An 18,684-nucleotide genomic window follows, 5' to 3' on the forward strand; every position below is an offset into this window, starting at 1 on the left:
GACAGCCGCCGCGGCCGCTGCGCCGGGCGGCCGCAGCTGCGCTTATGATCGGGCTCCAGGCCCCCTTGGAGCGCCGCCATCGCCCTTGCCTCGTCAGCGCAGGACGCCTCCGCGGTCGCCTGGCGGCACAGCCTGCGCACGCGGCTGCTGCTGTGGGGCAGCCTGCTGCAGGTGGCGCTGCTGCTCGGCCTGGCCCTGCTGTTCTACCTGGGCGCGCGCGAGGTGATGGTGCGCAACGCCCGCGAGGAGGTGGCCGGGCTGACCCAGCAGACCGCGCGCAGCCTGGACGCCACCCTGGGCTCGGTGCAGGTGAGCGGGCGCACCCTGGCCGCCGCCGCGGCGGGGCTGGGCCGGCAACCGTTCAACCTGCGTAATCTGCTGCAGGCCACGCTGCAGGGCGACCCGGACATCGCCGGTGCCCTGCTGGTGATCGAGCCCGGGGCCCTGAAGGACGACGGCCGCGGCTTCGCCTGGCACCTGCGGCGCACCGCCGGCGGCGTGCAGGAGCAGTCGGCGGAGGCGCTGGGCTTCGACCTGCACAGCATGCCGTGGTACCGGCGCACGCTGGCCGCGCCGGCGCCGTGGTGGTCCGAGCCGTACAGCGACGCCGGCAGCGGCGGCACCTACCTGACCACCTACAACCTGCCGCTGCGCCTGCCCGGCGACGGCCCGCAGGCGCCGGCGATCGGCATGGTGAGCGTGGACGTGCCGCTGCAGCGCCTGCAGGCCATCGTCGCCGAACTGCCTGCCAACAGCGGGCTGCAGCCGATGCTGCTGTCGCCGGACGGGCTGTTCGTGCTGCACCCGGACCCGGCGCTGCGCTTCCGCCGCACCCTGGAGGCGCACGTGGCGCGGGCGCGGCCGGACCTGTCGCCGCTGGCGCAGGCGGCCGACACCCACACCGCAGTGCGGTTCGAGCACACCGCACCGGACGGCACCCGCTACCTCACCCAGAGCGCGGCGGTGGGCGACACCGGCTGGACCTTCGCGCTGAGCGTGTCGGAGGACTACATCCTGGCCGGGCTGGACCGCATCGTGCTGTGGGGCGCGCTGGCCGGTGCCGCCGCGCTGGCGCTGTGGCTGTGGCTGCTGCACCGCTACACGGTGCGGCTGGTGCGGCCGATCGAGGACCTGACCGACTCGGCGCTGCACTTCAGCCAGGGCGCGTTCGATTATCCGCTACGCCATGTCGAACGCGCGGACGAGGTGGGGGTGATGGCGCGTGCCTTCGACAGCGCGCGCGGCTCGATCAAGCGCCAATTGGACGAGATCGCCACGTTGGCGCAGGCGCGGCAGCGCATGCAGAGCGAATTGTCGATCGCGCGCGACATCCAGCAGGCGATGCTGCCGGGCGGGCGCACCTTCGACAGTGCCCACAAGCACCTGGAGACCTATGCCCTGCTGGAACCGGCGGAGATGGTCGGCGGCGATTTCTACCAGTTCTTCGAGACCGAGCCGGGGCTGCTGTGGTTCGTGGTCGGCGACGTGTCGGACAAGGGCGTGCCGGCGGCGCTGTTCATGGCGCGGGCGATGACCGTGCTGGAGATCGCGGCGCGCCGGCATACGCGCCCGGACGCGATCCTGATCGCGGCCTCGCAGCGGCTGGTGGAAGGCAACGAGCCGTGCATGTTCGCCACCGTGCTATGCGGGCTGATCGACGTGCACAGCGGCGACTACTGGCTGTCCAGCGCCGGCCACGAGCCGCCGCTGCTGCTCGGTGCCGATGGGCGCGCGGCACTGCTGCCACTGGAATCGGGCCCGCCGCTGGGGCTGGAGCCGCAATCGCGCTACCCGGTGGTGCATGGGCGGCTTGCCGCCGGCGCCACCCTGCTCAGCTACACCGACGGCATCACCGAGGCGATGGATGCGCAGGACCGGCCCTATGGCGAGGCGCGGCTGCTGGCGGCGCTGCAGCCCGGCGCCGACGCGCAGGCGCAGTGCGCCGCGGTGCTGGCCGACGTGCAGGCGTTCACCGCGCCGGCACCGCAGTCCGACGACATTACGCTCCTGGCGATCCGGCTGCGCCAGGATCCGGCACGGGAGGCGACGCGATGATGCTGCGATGGCAGATGGAACCGGCAATCGACGCACTGGCGCAACTGAGCGACAGCGTGGAGGCGGCGCTGCGGCGCCACGGCGTGAGCGGCGAGCAGGTCAGCCGCACCCGGCTGATCGTCGAGGAACTGGCCTGCAACACGCTGGAGCACGGCCACCTGCGCCGCGCCCCGCTGCCGGTGGACGTGATCGTGCACCTGCAGCCCGACGCGCTGGTGCTGGAATTCCACGACAGCGGCCCGGCCTTCGACCCGCGCGACGCGCCGGTGCCGGACCTGGACGCGGACATCGCCGAACGCCCGATCGGCGGCCTTGGCCTGCACCTGGTGCAGCAACTGGCCGATCGCCTGGACTACCGCCACGACGCCGGCCGTAATGTGGTGCGCATCGTGCTGTTGCAACCTGCCGATCCCCCTCTTCAGGAGTCGCCCGCATGACCACGTTGAGCCTGCAGATCGACCCGGCGCAGGACAAGCGCCAACGCCTCACCCTGAGCGGGCGGCTGGACACGCACACCTACCAAGCCCTGGACGAGGCGCTGGCGCCGCTGCTGGCCACCCCGATCACCACGTTGGTGCTGGACCTGTCGCACCTGGACTACATCAGCAGCGCCGGCATCCGCTCGATCTTCAAGGCGCGCAAGGTGCTGGCCGCGCGCGACGGGCGGGTGCTGGTGGTGAACCCGCAACCGCAGATCCGCAAGGTGTTCGACGTGGTCAAGGCGGTGCCGTTGAACGAGATCTTTACCTCGGTGCAGGAGCTGGACGAGTACCTGGACGAGATGCAGCGGCGGGTGTTGGAGCAGGAGCGTGGTGGGTGAGGTCAGGCGGCGTCTGTGCGGTACGCCCGCAACCGCTGCCTTTTTGCTCCTCGTAGGAGCGGCTTCAGCCGCGACAGGCGTCACCGGTAACGTCCATCGCGGCTGAAGCCGCTCCTACAGGGATGGCTGGGCATCCTTGTGGGAGGGACTTCAGTCCCGACGAGGGAGGGTGTCAGTCGGCGTACGGCTTCCCGTGTCGCGGCTGCATGGCAATTGATTCCCACACGGGCCACCCCTGGCCGGTGCAACCTAGGGCAGCGCACGCCCGCAGAACTCCAACCCGCACCGAACCCACGCGCACGTCGCAAACGCGTTCTGCCGTCCTGACTGAACCAATCCCCCAGCGCTCCAGCGCCCACCCTGCCAGGCGCTTGCCGACCGCCCAACTTCGATATATCGTTTCCGAACCAGATTCGACATATCGAAATGCCACGACCCCATCCCCCCGGCCCGCACCCCGCGCACCGCCTGTTCGAGGAAGACCGGGCCGGCCGCGGCCGTGGCGCACGCGGACCTCGCCCGCTGGGCCACGGCGACCTGCGGCTGTTGCTGCTGGCGATGATCGAGACCCAGCCGCGCCACGGCTACGAGCTGATCCGCGCGGTCGCCGAGCTGTTCCATGGCCTGTACACGCCCAGCGCCGGCACGGTCTACCCGACCCTGGCTCAACTGGAAGCGCAGGGCCTGGTGCAGGCCGATGCCGACGCCACGCGCAAGCGTTATGCGATCACCGAGGCCGGCCAGGCCTTCGTGCAGGCCGAGCGCGCGCAGGTGGAGGCGGCGCTGCAGCGCACCCATCACAGTGCGCGGGCGCTGGTGCGCGCCAACGTGCCCGCGCCCGTGCGCGAGGCGATGCACCGCATCAAGCACGGCCTGCTGGCGCGGCACGGGCGCTGGGACCCGGACGAGATCGAACGCGTCGCCGCGCTGTTGAATGCCGCCGCCGACGGTATGGATGGCACCACCCCCTGATTCCTTCCAGCCAGCGCGCGGGTGCTTGTGAGGTTTCGCCCCGCGTCGCGCGCCAATCCCCTCCCCCACGTTTCGAGGATTCCCATGGCGACCCACGAACACCGCCTGCTGCGCCACCCGCTGCGCCTGCGTCATCTGCAGGTGCTGCGCACGCAACCGCTGACCCCGCACATGCGCCGCATCGTCGTCGGCGGCCCCGAGCTGGACGGCTTCGTCAGCGCCGGGCCGGACGACCACGTCAAGCTGTTCTTCCCCAATCCCGAAGGCGCGTTCGTGCTGCCGACGATGACCGAGCATGGCCCGGTGTATCCGGCCGATGCGCTGCCCTCGCCCGCCCGCGACTACACCCCGCGCCACTACGACGCCGACGCGCAGGAACTGACCCTGGACTTCGTGCTGCACGGCGACGGCCCGGCCTGCCGCTGGGCGGCGCAGGCCGACCCGGGCGATGCGCTGGTGGTCGGCGGGCCGCGCGGCTCGTTCTTGGCCGCCGACGACTTCGACGCCTACGTGCTGATCGGCGACGAGACCGCGCTGCCAGCGATCGGCCGCTGGCTGGAAACCCTGCCGGCCGATGCCGAAGTGGACGCGCTGATCGAGATCCCGGGCTACGCCGACCGGCAGACGCTGGATTGCGACGCCGAGCTGCGCGTCACCTGGCTGGAGCGCAACGGCGTGGATGCACGCAGCAGCCAATTGCTGGAAGGCGCGCTGCGCGACTTCGATCCGCCCGATGGCGATGCGTTCTACTGGATCGCCTGCGAATCGGCGCGTGCGCGGATGATGCGCAAGTTCGTCGAAGGCCACCTGGGCGTGCCCAAGGAGTGGATTCGCGCGACGGGGTATTGGAAGGCGGGTGGGGACGCAGCCGAAGACTAAGGGCGTTTCATAACGGCAGGAAGCACACGCGTAGGAGCGGCTTCAGCCGCGACGAGGCTTTCCCGCCAAAGCGGTCGCGGCTGAAGCCGCTCCTACGCAGGATGGCCGGCGCCGACGGCAGCCGCTCTTTTTTGCTGGCCCTGTCCGGACGAAACGAACGCAATAGCCCCTCTCCCACCGGGAGAGGGGTTGGGGTGAGGGTAAGGACGCGCGCCTGGCGCTTCAGGCGCATGCAGCTTCGCCCAGGCCATCACGGTAAGGCCATCGCGGCTGGAGCCGTTCCTACGTGCACCATTCGGCGCTGGTGAGGTTGCCGCGCGCAGTTTCATTGCACGGCACACAGCGAGATCCCGAAAACGCAAACGCCCGCCGAATGGCGGGCGTTTGCGTTGCGGCGAACGACGGCGCGCGAAGCGCCGTCGCCGCGACGGCATACAGGCTTACTTGGCCGCGTTCAAGGTCGCTTCGGTGGTGATGCGGATCTTCACCTCGTCGCTGACGTTCGGCACGTAGGCGCCCAGGCCGAAGTCGCTGCGCTTGATCGTGGTGGTGGCGTCGAAGCCCAGCGCCGGCACCTTCTTCATCGGGTGCGGACCGGCACCGTTGAGGGTCACCGCCAGCACCACCGGCTTGGTCGTGCCCTTGATGGTCAGGTCGCCGGCGACGGTCAGCTTGTTGCCGCCGGCCGAGGTCACCTTGGTGCTCTTGAAGGTGGCGGTCGGGAACTTGGCGGCGTCGAAGAAGTCGCCGCTCTTCAGGTGCTCGTCGAACTTGGCGGTGAAGCTGTTGAGGCCGGACAGCGGCAGGGTCACGTTGACGCTGGACTTGCTCACGTCCTGCGCGTTGTAGACCAGGGTGCCGTCGACGTCGCCGAAGTGCGCGGACGGGTTGGAGAAGCCGAAGTGGCTCCACTGCACCAGCACGTCGGTGTGGGCCGGGTCGAGCGTGTAGGTGCCGGAGACGCCCTTGGCGGCGGCAGCGGCGGCGGCCGGGGCGGCGAAGGCGCTGGTGGCCGGCTGGGCGACGACGACGGCCAGGGCCATGGCGAGCGGGAGCAGCAGTTTGCGGGTCTTGGTCATGGTGGAACTCCTTGGAAGGGTGATGGGACGAAACTGCGGCAGGCGCGGGCCTGCGGTGGGACAGGGAAGCGGAACGCGCGCGCTCATTCGATGCGCGCGGCCTCGTCGAAACTCAGCCGCGGCAGGCGCGGGAACAGGCCGCTGGGGTCGCCGTAGCCGAGGTTGACCAGGAAGTTGGATTTGATCGCAGTGCCTGCGAAGAACGCGGCATCGACCTTGGCGTTGTCGAAGCCGGACATGGGACCGGCATCCAGGCCCAGCGCACGCGCGGCCAGGATCAGGTAGGCGCCCTGCAGCGAGCCGTTGCGGAACGCGCCTTCGCTGCGGCCTTCCCGCGGGCCGTCGAACCAGCTCTTGGCGTCGGTGTGCGGGAACAGGTACGGCAGCTTCTCGTGGAAGTCCTCGTCGTGGGCGACGATCACCGTGACCGGCGCGGCCAGGGTCTTGGCCAGGTTGCCCTCGGACAGCGCCGGCTTGAGCTTTTCCTTGGCCTGCGGCGAGGTCACGAAGACGAAGCGCGCCGGGCTGCCGTTGGCCGCGGTCGGGCCCCACTTCACCAGGTCGTAGAGGGCACGCAGGGTGGCTTCGCCGACCGGCTTGTCCAGGAACGCGTTCTGGGTGCGCGCGGTACGGAACAACTGGTCGAGGGCGGCGTCGTGCAAGGCGTCGGACATGGAGGAAGTTCCTTGATCGAGGGAAGCGTCAGGATGCCGGTGGGGCCGTCCCGATGCGAGGCGGCCAGTGTAGAGTGGCGCGATTGTCGCAACACCCGGCCGCGATGCAACGGATTACTACCAAACGTGAAACGATCGGACGCGACCTGGGCGATTAGCGATGGCCGCGCCGGCAACGCCCGCCAGGCCGAGGCGCTGGCCGCCGCGTTGGCGCTTCCGGCCGCGACACCGATCCAGGCGCAGGTGCTGCAGCCGCACATGCCGTGGCGCTGGTTGGCACCACGCTGGCTGCCCGTCGCACGGCATGCGTACGGCGCGACGTTCGCCGCCGCACTGCGGCAGCCGCCGCCGCTCGCCGTGGGCTGCGGCCGCCAGGCGGCGCTGGCGACGCGGTTGCTGCGCGCACGCGGCAGCAAGGTGGTGCAGATCCTGGATCCGCGGCTGGATCCGCGGCACTGGGACATCGTGGTGGTGCCGGAACACGATCGGCTGCGTGGCCCCAATGTGCTAACCCTGCTCGGCAGCCTGCATCCGATCGACGATGCCTGGCTGGCCGCAGGACGCGCCGCGTTTCCTGCGCTGGGCGCGCTGCCCTCGCCGCGTGTCGGACTGTTGGTCGGTGGTCCGTCGAGCCTGGCACCGTGGAGCGAGGCGCAGGCACACGCCGCCTTCGCCGACATCGCCGTGCAGTTGCGCATGCACGGCGGCAGCATTCTCGCCAGCGCATCGCGGCGCACGCCGCCCGCGGTGGCCGCAGCCCTGCGTCGTACGTTGGCCGACGTGCCGGGCATGGTGTGGTGTGGCGCGGACGATGGCGCCAACCCCTATGCCGGCCTGCTCGGCTGGGCCGAGCGCCTCGCCTGCACGCCGGATTCGGTGAACCTGCTGTCGGAAGCCTGCGCCACGCGCGTGCCGGTGCAGGTGCTGCTGCCGGAGACGGCGCGTGGCCGCGCCCTGGATTTCCACCGCGCCCTGCAGGCACGCGGGCGGCTGCTCCCGGCGGAGGATGCCGGCGACGCGCACGCCGCCGGCATCGCACCGCTGCGCGAAACCGCGCGGGTGGCCGCGCTGATCCGCGACCGTCTGGCGGCGCTGGCCTGATCGGCCGCCGCGCCGGCGTCGCTGCCACGACGCCGGCACGGCAACCGGGCCCAACGCGTCACATCACGCTGTGTCAGGGGTTGCTCGGCGAGCGCGGCACGCCCGCCGGCGCCGCATCCAGCGCGCCGATCAGCAACCGCACCACCGGCGTGCCCACGCCGACCGTGTAGTTGTACTTGCCCTTGATCGGCTGGTTGTTGTCGACCACGCCGTTGTAGCCGGGGATGCCGCGATGCAGCGCCTCCGGGCCATTGGCGGCCAGGCGGTACAGGTAGTCGTTGAGATTGCCCTGGCGGCCCTGCTTCTCCACCAGCAGCGCGACCGCGCTGGCGAACTCCGGCGCGGCGACGCTGGTGCCGATCACCGCCGAGAGTTTGCCCTTGAAGTAGGTGGCCACCGAGCTGTCGCCGTCGCGGCAGGGCTGGGTCGCGGTCGTCGGGCAGCCGCCGACCAGCATGCCGATGTCCGGCAGCGCGCGCATGGACGTGCGCGTGCCGCCGAGCGCACGCAACTGGTAGGCCGGGCGCTGGAACAGCGTGCTGACGCCGCCGCCGGCGCCCCAGTAGCCGCCGGCCAGGTTCGCGCCGATGCCGTAGTAGTCGGCGGTCTCCAGCGGATCGCCGTAGGCGCTTTCGCTCTTGTAGCCCGACTCCAGGCTGCCCTTCTTGTAGGCGGTGAGCAGGTTGCCGCCGCCGACCGCGGTCACGTTCGGGCTGGCGGCCGGGTGTTCGACACCTGGAATGAAATGTCCGTCCTTGCCGTCGACCAGGTACTGCGTGTCGGCGCAGCCCAGGCCGGCGTTGTCGCCGCTGGAGGCGACGAAGGTGATGCCCTGCGCATTGCCCTGCTTGAACACCGCTTCGTAGGGACGCAGCAGCGGGGTGAAATCCTTGCCGCCGTTGTAGGCCGCGGTGTAGTACAGCTCGCAGACGCCGAACGAGGCGCTGACCACGTCGGCCTGGTTGTCCTGCACGATCTGCCGGTAGCCGGCCAGCACGGATGCGTCGCTCAGGTCCGGGATCACGTACAGCAGCACGTGCGCACCGGGCGCACCGCCGAGCGCCATCTGCACGTCGAGCGCGGCCTCGCCCCCCGCGGCGTCGTTGCCGTCCTGCAGGCCCGGCTTGGCGCCGGCCACGTAGTGGCGCGCGTACAGGGCCGGGTCGGCGTGGTTGGCGGCGTAGCGGCTGAAGTTCTCATGGTCGAACATCGCCTTGATGTCCGAGTCCAGCACGTCGCTGCTGATCAGGATGGCGATGGTGCTGCCGGTGCCATCGAGCCGGCGTTGCTCCCCCGCCGCGCCGGTGGTGGCCTGGTAGGACGGATAGCCGTAGGCCTGCTTGAGGTCGTTGTACCAGTAGGTGGTACCGCCGGCGCCGTAGCGGTTGGACGGATTCTTGACGGCCGACCGCTGCCAGTTGACGTGCATCGCCGGCGCGCCCCGGGTCAGGCCGGTCACCGTCGCACCCGTGTCGCGCAGCGCGGCCGGCAACTGCAACGGCGCGGCCGCGGCGAGGCGGGCCTGGGTCCCCTGCTGCACCTCGGCGGTCAACGGCACCGCGAACAGCCGTTCGACGTTGTCCGCGCTCGCGCTGACATGCAGGGTGGCGCCCTGCTCGACGACGTTCATGTGCGCGGCCTGCAACGCGGCGCGCACCTGCGCGATCTGCGTCGGCGCCGGCGCGAAGCGGCGCTGGAACTCGGCCGGCGTCAGCCAGTGGTGGTACTGCGGCGAGACCGGATCCTGGATGTCGGCCAGCAGGGCGTCCAACCCGGCCTGGTCGCGCAACGGCAGGTGCACGTCGAAGGTGACCGGCGCGCTGCGCAGGGTGGCGGTCATCGCCGCGATGGAGGCGTCGGGCGCGGCATTGGCGGTGCCGAGCGCGCACAGCAGGGAAGCGGACAACACGGCAGCCAGCGACGGCCGACGGCGGATGCGATCAAGCATGGGCGTCTCTCCGGGGGTAGAGCGAGTGGGACGAGGCCGTGGCGGCCTCGCGGTTGGAAATCGATGGCCCCTCTCTCTGCACGGGAGAAGGGTTGGGGCGAGGGTGCAGCGCGCGAAGTGCATGCGTGGTTCGTTGCTGCGAGGCTGCGCCCGTACCCTCATCCGCCCCTGCGGGGCACCTTCTCCCGAGGGGAGAAGAGAGAAGCCTGAGCCCCTCTCCCACCGGGAGAGGGGTTGGGGTGAGGGTACGGCGCGCGAAGCGCATGCGTGATGCATTGCTGCGAGGCTGCGCCCGTACCCTCATCCGCCCCTGCGGGGCACCTTCTCCCGAGGGGAGAAGGGAGAAGCCTGAGCCCCTCTCCCACCGGGAGAGGGGTTGGGGTGAGGGTACGGCGCGCGCAGCGCCCGCGCCGCCATCTCCACGCAAGGACCCAGCGCGGCACGAAGACAGCGATCCGATAGCTGCGGGTGCACTGTGCTTCCTGCTCATGTCTGCACGCATCGGCATGCCACCGGGCCTGGACGAGGCGTGATGATTGAGGAGGATTGCGCCACAAAACCTTGACGGCGCGCGCCGTTTTTTACTTTGTAAACAGGCCATTTCAGCGCGTTGCCGACACATGCGCGTACATGTGTTCTCTACCCGCGATTCGTGGCACTTGATGTCACGGTGTAACGCCTTGATGTCGATGCGCTCGCATGCGGCCTCAGCGATGACGGAGCCGATCGCGCGGCCGTCGACGCACCACCATTACTCCCAATCACGGTGGCGCTCGTCCATGCCGCGCAGGCCACCACTCCACATCTGCACCCGCGCCACGACGCGCGCCACCGTGCCGTTGCATGACAAACGCAACGCCGCTGACGCCAACCTGCAACGTCGCTGTCGCATCGTGTGCGCACTTCCTTTACGAATCACCTTGCGCATGCCTCTCCATTCCCTGCTGAGCACGGCGATCCTCGCCGCCCTGTTGTCGCCTTTCGCCGCCACTGCCGCAGAACCCGCCGCCGATGGCGCCGCGGCCGACGTGCAGCAACTCGATGCGGTGTCGGTGATCGGCCAGGGCGAAACCCGCCAGGTGCAGCGCATCACTACCCAGGACGTGGCGGTGCTGCCGCCGGGCACCAGCATCCAGAAGCTGCTCAACCGCATTCCCGGCGTCAACGTGCAGTCCAACGACGCCTTCGGCGCCAACGAGGAATCGCAGACCATCAGCCTGCGCGGCTTCAACGGCGTGCGCCTGGGCTACACCCTCGACGGCCTGCCGCTGGGCGACAACGCCTACGGCAACTACAACGGCCTGAACATCAGCCGCGCGCTGATCGCCGAGAACTTCGGCGGCGTGGAACTGGCCTCGGGCATCGGCAGCCTGGGCACGGCCTCCACCAGCAACCTCGGCGGCACGGTGCAGTACTACTCCGACGATCCGTCCACCGAGGTCGGCGTGCGCCTGGCGCAGACCGTGGGCTCGGACAGCAACCGCCGCACCTACCTGCGCCTGGATACCGGCGAGCACAACGGCTTCTCCGCCTACCTGTCCGGCATCTACGCCGACGCCGACATGTGGGCCCCGCCCGGCTCGCCGACCCACACCGCGCAGTTCAACGGCAAGGGCGTGTACCAGTTCGAGGGCGGCAAGATCACCGCGTTCGTCGACACCTCGCGCACCTCGCAGGCCGACTACGCCTACCTGTCCAAGAGCGGCCTGCACCGAGGCCTGGGCTGGGACTGGAACCTGTACGCGCCGGACTGGCAGCGCGCGCTGGCCGCGGCCTACTGCGCGCCAGCCACGCGCAACCCCAGCCGCTGCGCCTATAGCGGCGGCGTGGACAACATCGACGACGCCTACTACCAGAGCCGCGCGTTGCGCAACGACGACCTGTACTACCTGGCCGGCGACTTCCAGCCGTCCGATGCGGTGAGCGTGCACACGCAGGTCTACCACCACGAGAACGAAGGCCAGGGCCACTGGTGGTCGCCGGGCCAGCCGTCCTACCCCGGCACGCCGCAGGCGCTGCCGATCTCGATCCGCAGCACCAACTACACCATCAACCGCACCGGCGGCATCGCCTCGCTGGGCTGGGACATCGGCCCGCACCACCTCGAAGCCGGCGTGTGGTACGAGCGCAACAAGCACCACGTGGAGCGCAACTTCTACTGGATCGACGGCCCGATCGACGACGACATCTTCCTCAGCAACCCCAACCGCCGGCTGTTCTCGCAGGACTACGTCATCACCACCAAGCAGGCCTACGTGCAGGGCACCTTCAAGCTGCTCGACGAGCGCCTGACCCTGGACATCGGCGCCAAGAGCCCGCACACCACGATGACCGCGCGCGAGACGCCGGGGATCGCGGTGGAGTCGCCGGTGGCCAACGGCGAGCTGAAGGCCAGCAAGGCGCTGCTGCCGCAGGCCGGCCTGAGCTACCGCCTGGCCGAGGGTCAGGAAGTGTTCGCCTCCTACGCCGAGAACATCGCCGCGTTCCAGGGCGGCGGCGCCGGCGGCCCGCTGCTGGTGACGCAGGCCTCGTTCGACGCCAGCGTCGGCGCGCTGCAGCCGGAGAAGTCCAAGACCTTCGAAGCCGGCTACCGCCTGGTCCGCGACCAGTTCGAGGCCTCGCTGGTCGGCTACGACGTGACCTTCGACAACCGCCTGCTGTCGCTCAACCCGTGCCCGAGCATCCAGCAAGGCACCACCCCGGCGTGCACCACGCGCTTCTTCAACGTCGGCTCGGTGAGCAGCCGCGGCGGCGAGCTGACCTTCATCTGGAAGCCGACCGCGCACCTGCAGTGGTACAACTCGGCCTCGATCAACCGCTCCACCTACGACGACAACTACGTGCAGAACGGCGCGGTGATCCCCACCGCCGGCAAGTACACCGTGGACACGCCCAAGCGCATGTTCGCCAGCGAACTCAGCTGGACCTGGAACGGCTGGAACGCCAACCTGCGCGGCAAGTACACCGGCCAGCGCTACTACACCTACACCAACGACCAGGGCTTCGGCGGCTACACCTCCTTCGATGCCGGCGCCGGCTACGATTTCGGGGCGGTGTCGTTCCTGCGGGACCTGAAGCTGTCGTTGAACGTCACCAACCTCACCGACAAGCGCTACGCCTCCAACCTCACCGCCTTCAGCAACAGCGACCCGAACGGCCGCTCGCTGGCCTTCCACGCCAGCGCGCCGCGGCAGGCGTTCCTGACCCTGGACGCGCGCTTCTGAGCGCGTCCATCCTGTCCGTCCGCCCTCGAACCGGAACGCATGCGATGATCCGATCCACCTCCTGGTTGTTGGGATGCGCGATGGCCGTGTTGGCGACCACCGCGGCGGCCGCCCCGGCCGCCGCCCCGGGCGAGAGCAAGCCGCTGGTGATCGGCCACCGCGGCGCCAGCGCGCTGCGCCCCGAGCACACGCTGGCGTCCTACGCCAAGGCCATCGCCGACGGCGCCGATTTCATCGAGCCGGACCTGGTCTCGACCAAGGACGGCGTGCTGGTGGCGCGCCACGAGAACGAGATCGGCGGCACCACCGACGTGGCCGCGCATCCGGAGTTCGCCGCGCGCAAGACCGTCAAGCAGATCGACGGGCAGCGCGTGGAAGGCTGGTTCACCGAAGACTTCACCCTGGCCGAGCTGAAGACCCTGCGCGCGCGCGAGCGCCTGCCGCAACTGCGCGGCACCGCCTTCGACGGGCAGTTCCAGGTGCCGACCATGGACGAGATCATCGACTTCACCGCAGCCGAGTCGGCCACGCGCGGGCGGCCGATCGGGCTGATTCCCGAGATCAAGCACGGCACCTACTTCCGCGGGCTCGGCCTGGCGATGGAAGACAAGCTGGTGGCCACCCTCGATGCGCATGCCTACACGCGCAAGGCGCCGGTGGTGATCCAGTCGTTCGAGATCGGCAACCTGGAGTATCTGCACGGCAAGTTGGGCAGCACCCATCCGAACGTGCGCCTGGTGCAGTTGCTGGGCGATCCCAAGGACCGCCCGGGCGACCAGTTGCGCAATGGCCCGACCTACGCGCAGATGGGCAGCGCGCAGGGCCTGCGCGCGATCGCCAAGTACGCGCAACTGGTCAGCCCCAACCTGCGCGCGATCGTGCCGGTGAGCGCCGACGGCGCCCTGGCCGCGCCCACGTCGTTCGTTGCCGATGCGCATGCGGCCGGCCTGCAGGTGATCCCGTACACGTTTCGGCCGGAGAACTATTTCCTGCCCAAGCAGCTGCAGGACGCGCGTGGCCCGGCGGCGGTGAATGCGGCCGGCAGCATCAACGAAATGCGCGCACTGCTCGACGCCGGCATCGATGGCTTCTTCACCGACGACCCGGCCGTGGGCCGCGCGGCGGTGGATGGGACGGCGCCGCCGGCGCGGTGAGGCCGGGAGTGGGGAGTGGGGAGTGGGGAATGGGGAATGGGGAATGGGGAATGGGGAATCGCAAAAGCGGTTCCCAGCGCGGAGTTCAACCTGTAGGAGCGGCTTCAGCCGCGACAGGACGTTTCCGATCTCGCGTGGTCGCGGCTGAAGCCGCTCCTACGAAGAGCGTGTCTGCGTCCGCGCATTGGTCATCGCGCGTCCGGGCCGCGATAATGCGCGCCCGCCGCCCCTGCCCCGACCGCCGTGCCGTCCGTCGCCGCTCCCTCGCCCACTTTCGCCGCGCTGACCCCGCGCGCGCTGCTGCTGTCCGTGCTGGCGATGGGCGCGGTGGTGTTGCTGTCGAACGTGCTGGTGCAGTTCCCGATCAACGACTGGTTGACCTGGGGTGCCTTCGGCTATCCGCTGGCGTTTCTGGTCAGCAATCTGATCAACCGCCGCTTCGGCCCGCGCGCGGCGCGGCGGGTGGCCTGGTGCGGCTTCGCGCTGGCGGTGCTGCTGTCGATCTGGATCGCCACCCCGCGCATCGCCGCGGCCTCGTGCCTGGCCTTCATCGCCGCGCAATTGCTGGACATCACCGTGTTCGACCGGCTGCGCCGCGGCCGCTGGTGGCGCGCGCCGATCGTCGCCACCACCTGCAGCGCAACGCTGGACACCACGATCTTCTGGTCGATCGCCTTCGCCGGCTCGGCGCTGCCGTGGCTGAGCTGGGCTGCCGGCGACCTGGCGGTGAAGCTGGGCATCGGCGTGTGCCTGCTGGCGCCGTTCCGCGCGCTGCTGTGGCGGATGGCGCCGACGCGCTGACCCGCGGAGCTGGGCGACCACCACTTCACAAACGTCCGCGGCAGACGTTGATCAGGCCATCGGCGGTGCGCCTCCCGCGCGCCGCGCCCACCAGGCCACCCATATGCCGCACGACGTCACCCCCGCCATCGCCCTGAGTGCGCTCAACGCCACCCTGGCGCAACTCGACCCTCCGGGCATGGCGCTGCCCACGCTCACGACACCGGCCGTGTCCGATCCGGCATGGTCCTGCAACACCTTCGCCCCATTGATGCTGGAGATGGTGCTGCTGCGTCGCGACCGGCCCCTGCGCACCCGGCTGTACCTGGCGGACGCGGCGCTGCCGACCTTCGCCGACGGCGACTTCGTCAACATCGTGCTGCTGGGCGATCCTTCGCAGTTGATCCACAACTTCAACATCCTGGTGGCCGGCGAGCGGGTTTACCTGTTCCAGGCCTACCTCGAGCAGGTCGTGGACGTGGTGCGGGTGTTCGAGTCAGTGACCTTCCATGCGCTGTGGCACGACCTGTGCGCCGGCCGCACCGGCCTGTGGAAGCGCGCCTACCAGGGGCTGTTCGGGGTGGATCCCGACCAGGTGGTGGACACGGATCCCGACGCGGTCTGGTTCCAGACTCAGTACGTCAGCGCGTAGCAATCGCGCCACCACGGAACGGCATGCCGGCGCCGATCGCCGCGGCCATGGCAGCGTGTTTGCGGTTGCAGCACGGCTGCATGCCCATTCCCTCCGGTCGATTGCAGCCAGCGCCGACGGCACGCTTTCTGCCGCGACTCGGCAAGACGCGACGTTGCCGGAGAAGCATGTCGCCACCGACACCACGCGTGCGCGCCTGCGCCTGCCGTCAAGGACCGCGCGAGTGCGCCGCGTCGCCGTCCGCACGGCCATCGACGAATACCAGGTCCAGGGCGACCGCCGCCTGCCGAATCGCCGCACGCGCCGCGGCGATGTCGGCAGTGGGCGCGGTCAGGCGCGGACGCCGGTCCAGCGTGCAGGCCAGGCCCGCTTCCACCAGTGCGGCGTGGGCGGCATGCAGGCGCTCGGCGATGGAAGGCGACAGCCAGCCGCTGTGCGCCAGCGCGTCGAGCAGCGCCGGCGTGTCGCGCGGCGCCAACAGTGCCGGCTGCTGCGCGGCGCCGAGCAGCACGCCGGCCTGCACCAGGAATTCCAGGTCGACCAGGCCGCCGGCGCCCTGCTTGAGATCGAAACGCGCGGCATCGCTGCGGTCCAGTTCGGCGCGCATGCGCGCACGCATCTTGCGCACTTCCTCGCGCAGCGCTGCGGGCTCGCGCGGGCGTGCCAGGGTCTGCGCGCGCACCTGCTCGAACTGCTGCAGCAGCGGCGCATCGCCGGCCACGCCGCGGGCGCGCACCAGCGCCTGGTGCTCCCAGGTCCAGGCGCGCTCGCGCTGGTACTCCCGGTAGCTGGCCAGCGACGACACCAGCGCGCCCTTGCCGCCGTCCGGGCGCAGGCGCACGTCGATGTCGTACAGGCGGCCGCCACCGGTGACCGCGCCGAGCAGGGCGATCACCTTCTGTGCCAGCCGCGCGAACCAGCGCCCGCTCTCCAATGGTCGCGGCCCGGCCGAGGCCTCCACGCCCGGCGGATGGTCGTACAGGAACACCAGGTCCAGGTCCGAGCCGATGCCCAGTTCCACGCCGCCGAGGCTGCCGTAACCGACGATGGCGAAACTGCCGCCGGGCACCTCGCCATGCGCCGCGACCAGATCGGCACGCGCCAGGCGCAGCACGGTCACGACCACCGCCTCGGCCAATTGCGCGAGCTGGCGCGCGCTGTCGAGCGCGGGCTGGCGCCGGTCCAGCGTCGCCAGGGCGATGCGGAAACTCAGCGCCTGGCGCGCTTCGTTGAGGCCGCGCAAGGCCGCTTCCGGATCGTCGCCGGCAGTGGCGATCGCGGCATCGCACAGCCGCTGCATCGCCGCCAGGTCCGGCATCGGACCGTCGACGCGGCTGTCGAGCAGTTCGTCCAGCAGCAGCGGATGCGCAGCCAGCCGTTCGGACAGGAACGCGCTGCGCGCCAGCACGTCGACCAGCCGCGCCAGTGCGCTGGGCTGTTCGTCGAGCAGGGCCAGATAGCTGGCCCGGCGCAGGATCGCCTGCAGCAGGCCGAGCACGCGGTGCAGGGCGGCATCGGCCTGCGCCGAGCGCGCCGCGGCATGCAGCAGCGCCGGCAGCACCCGGTCCAGGCGCGCACGCGCGGCATCGGACAAGGTGCGCACGCCCAGCGACTGCACGAAACCGCGCAAGGCCTGGTCGGCGCCGTCGGCATCGGCGAAGCCGGCAGCGCGCAGCACCTGTGCCTGGCCGGCGTCGGGCAGGCCGCGCCAGTAGTCGGCCAGTGCATCGGGCGCCAGCGCGCGCTCGCGCGGCGCCAGCAGTTCGGCGAACTCGGCGGCGACGCGATCGCGCTGCACCTGCAGCGCTGTGTGCAGCGCGGCCCAGTCGGCATGGCCGAGGCCGAACGCGATGCGCGCGCGATCCAGCGGATCCTCCGGCAACGCGTGGGTCTGCGCGTCGCGCAGCATCTGCAGGCGGTTCTCCACCTGGCGCAGGAAGCGATACGCCTGCGCCAGCGCCGCGCCATCCTCGGCGGCGACCTGGCCGGCGGCGACCAGCGCGTGCAGCGCCGGCAACAGGCGGCGTTCGCGCAGTGCGGGTTCGCGGCCGCCGCGGATCAACTGCAGCGACTGCACCAGGAACTCGATCTCGCGGATGCCGCCGGCGCCGCGCTTGATGTCGTCCAGGCGGTCGTGGCGCGCGACTTCGGCGGTGATCGCCGCCTTCATCTCGCGCAGGCCGTCCAGCGCGGTGTAGTCGAGATAGCGCCGGTACACGAACGGGCGCAGCGCCTGCAGCCATTCCTCGCCGGCGGCGATGTCGCCAGCCACCGCGCGCGCCTTGAGCCAGGCGTAGCGCTCCCAGTCGCGGCCTTCGCGCTGGAAGTACTGGTCCATGCCGGCGAACGACAGCGCCACCCGGCCGGCGGTGCCGAACGGGCGCAGGCGCAGGTCCACGCGATGCGCGAAGCCGTCGGCGGTGGTCTCGTCGAGCAGCCGCGCCAGGCGCTGGCCGAGCCGCGCGAAGTATTCCTCGGCGGCGAGTGCGCGCGTGCCGTCGGACTCGCCGCCCTGCGGATAGGCGTAGACCAGGTCCACGTCGGAGGAGAAATTCAGTTCGCCGCCGCCGAGCTTGCCCAGGCCGAACACCACCAGCCGCTGCACGCTGCCGTCGGCAGCACGCACCACGCCATGGCGCGCAGCGAACTCGCCTTCCAGCGCCTGCAGCGCCAGCGCCAGGCAGTCCTCGGCCAAGCGCGTGCTGCCGGCCAGCGTCGCATCGACCTCGTCCAGGCCCAGCACGTCGCGCCACACCAGGCGCGCCGAGGCGGCCGCGCGGTAGCGGCGCAACTGCGCCGGCCACGCCGCCGGCTGCGCCGGATCCAGTTGTGGCAGCGGCAAAGGCGGTGGGTCCGGCTGCGCCAGGTGCGCGAGCAGCGACGGCTGCCGGCACAGCGTGTCGAGCAGGAAATCGCTGGCCAGCAGCGCGCGCGCCAGCGCGGATTCGAAATCGGGGGAAGACGGCCATGGCTGCGCGGCCACGGCCTGGCGCAGGCGTGCCAGGCTGCGTTCGAGGGTGGGTTGCAGGACGTCGGGAACCACGAAGGGAGCAGAAGCCATCGGCCGATGATGGCATCCCGCGGCGATCGCGGACAGGACCGCGGCGTCGAGGCGATCACGCCACCATGGCGCATTGCACTGTGGGAGGGACTTCAGTCCCGACCCGACGGCGCATCCGACGTGCGAAGCCGTTCCACCGTCGCAGGTTACGACTGAGGCCATTCCCGCACGGCTCCAAAAATCCACGCAGAACGCAGCTTTTCAGCACTTTTCGCAACGTTTCGCAGACCTTGCCGCCAGCCCCCTTCACGACGATGGTGTATCATGGCCGCCTCGACGGAGCAC

General features: G+C 70.5%; 14 protein-coding genes. 10 read left to right on the plus strand and 4 right to left on the minus strand.

Going from position 1 to position 18,684, the window contains the following annotated elements; genetic code table 11:
* The first annotated feature begins 78 nt into the window (after window positions 1-78).
* The 5 genes from AC1PK7_RS19325 (at window position 79) to AC1PK7_RS19345 (ending at window position 4,726) form a co-directional block, all read left to right on the plus strand.
* Window positions 79-2,055, plus strand: a complete 1,977-nt coding sequence (locus AC1PK7_RS19325) for a SpoIIE family protein phosphatase (RefSeq protein ID WP_481100939.1) — start codon at window positions 79-81, stop codon at window positions 2,053-2,055.
* Window positions 2,052-2,492 carry an ATP-binding protein gene (locus tag AC1PK7_RS19330; RefSeq protein WP_017911337.1) on the plus strand — a complete coding sequence of 147 codons (441 nt, stop codon included), beginning with the start codon at window positions 2,052-2,054 and terminating at the stop codon, window positions 2,490-2,492. Before AC1PK7_RS19325 ends, AC1PK7_RS19330 begins: the two co-directional genes overlap by 4 nt.
* Complete coding sequence (locus AC1PK7_RS19335; protein WP_010340145.1) at window positions 2,489-2,875, plus strand: STAS domain-containing protein; 387 nt, start codon at window positions 2,489-2,491, stop codon at window positions 2,873-2,875. Before AC1PK7_RS19330 ends, AC1PK7_RS19335 begins: the two co-directional genes overlap by 4 nt.
* A 426-nt stretch (window positions 2,876-3,301) precedes the next feature.
* Window positions 3,302-3,847, plus strand: coding sequence for a PadR family transcriptional regulator (locus AC1PK7_RS19340; RefSeq protein WP_481099187.1), 546 nt, complete (start codon window positions 3,302-3,304; stop codon window positions 3,845-3,847).
* An 84-nt stretch (window positions 3,848-3,931) separates the two neighbouring features.
* On the plus strand, window positions 3,932-4,726 hold the full coding sequence (locus AC1PK7_RS19345) for a siderophore-interacting protein (RefSeq protein ID WP_481099188.1): 795 nt from the start codon (window positions 3,932-3,934) through the stop codon (window positions 4,724-4,726).
* A 440-nt stretch (window positions 4,727-5,166) separates the two neighbouring features.
* On the opposite strand, the gene AC1PK7_RS19350 is transcribed toward AC1PK7_RS19345, so the two are convergent.
* Together AC1PK7_RS19350 and AC1PK7_RS19355 are read right to left on the minus strand one after the other, a co-directional pair.
* Window positions 5,167-5,805: a YceI family protein gene (locus tag AC1PK7_RS19350; protein WP_010343091.1), complete on the minus strand. Its 639-nt coding sequence runs from the start codon at window positions 5,803-5,805 to the stop codon at window positions 5,167-5,169.
* An 83-nt stretch (window positions 5,806-5,888) separates the two neighbouring features.
* Complete coding sequence (locus AC1PK7_RS19355) at window positions 5,889-6,479, minus strand: malonic semialdehyde reductase (RefSeq protein WP_150410862.1); 591 nt, start codon at window positions 6,477-6,479, stop codon at window positions 5,889-5,891.
* Between the two features lie 126 nt (window positions 6,480-6,605).
* On the opposite strand from AC1PK7_RS19355, the gene AC1PK7_RS19360 reads away from it, so the two are divergent.
* The gene (locus AC1PK7_RS19360; RefSeq protein ID WP_481099189.1) at window positions 6,606-7,580 is read left to right on the plus strand and encodes a mitochondrial fission ELM1 family protein; all 975 of its coding nucleotides are present in this window, start codon (window positions 6,606-6,608) and stop codon (window positions 7,578-7,580) included.
* A gap of 73 nt (window positions 7,581-7,653) precedes the next feature.
* Here AC1PK7_RS19360 and AC1PK7_RS19365 read toward each other — a convergent pair whose 3' ends face one another.
* Window positions 7,654-9,528, minus strand: coding sequence for a S53 family peptidase (locus tag AC1PK7_RS19365; protein ID WP_481099190.1), 1,875 nt, complete (start codon window positions 9,526-9,528; stop codon window positions 7,654-7,656).
* A 926-nt stretch (window positions 9,529-10,454) separates the two neighbouring features.
* On the opposite strand from AC1PK7_RS19365, the gene AC1PK7_RS19370 reads away from it, so the two are divergent.
* The 4 genes from AC1PK7_RS19370 to AC1PK7_RS19385 all read left to right on the plus strand — a co-directional run bounded on the left by AC1PK7_RS19370 (window position 10,455) and on the right by AC1PK7_RS19385 (window position 15,338).
* On the plus strand, window positions 10,455-12,752 hold the full coding sequence (locus tag AC1PK7_RS19370) for a TonB-dependent receptor (protein ID WP_481099191.1): 2,298 nt from the start codon (window positions 10,455-10,457) through the stop codon (window positions 12,750-12,752).
* Between the two features lie 80 nt (window positions 12,753-12,832).
* Entirely contained in the window at window positions 12,833-13,906 is a 1,074-nt protein-coding gene (locus tag AC1PK7_RS19375) for a glycerophosphodiester phosphodiesterase (protein WP_481100940.1), read from the plus strand.
* A gap of 243 nt (window positions 13,907-14,149) precedes the next feature.
* Window positions 14,150-14,707, plus strand: a complete 558-nt coding sequence (locus AC1PK7_RS19380; RefSeq protein ID WP_481099192.1) for a queuosine precursor transporter — start codon at window positions 14,150-14,152, stop codon at window positions 14,705-14,707.
* Window positions 14,708-14,810: 103 nt separating this feature from the next.
* Window positions 14,811-15,338, plus strand: a complete 528-nt coding sequence (locus tag AC1PK7_RS19385) for a hypothetical protein (protein ID WP_481099193.1) — start codon at window positions 14,811-14,813, stop codon at window positions 15,336-15,338.
* A 208-nt stretch (window positions 15,339-15,546) separates the two neighbouring features.
* On the opposite strand, the gene glnE is transcribed toward AC1PK7_RS19385, so the two are convergent.
* Entirely contained in the window at window positions 15,547-18,399 is a 2,853-nt protein-coding gene (glnE, locus tag AC1PK7_RS19390) for a bifunctional [glutamate--ammonia ligase]-adenylyl-L-tyrosine phosphorylase/[glutamate--ammonia-ligase] adenylyltransferase (RefSeq protein ID WP_481099194.1), read from the minus strand.
* Window positions 18,400-18,684 lie beyond the last annotated feature (285 nt).

This window comes from Xanthomonas sp. NCPPB 3174 (genome assembly GCF_056725205.1).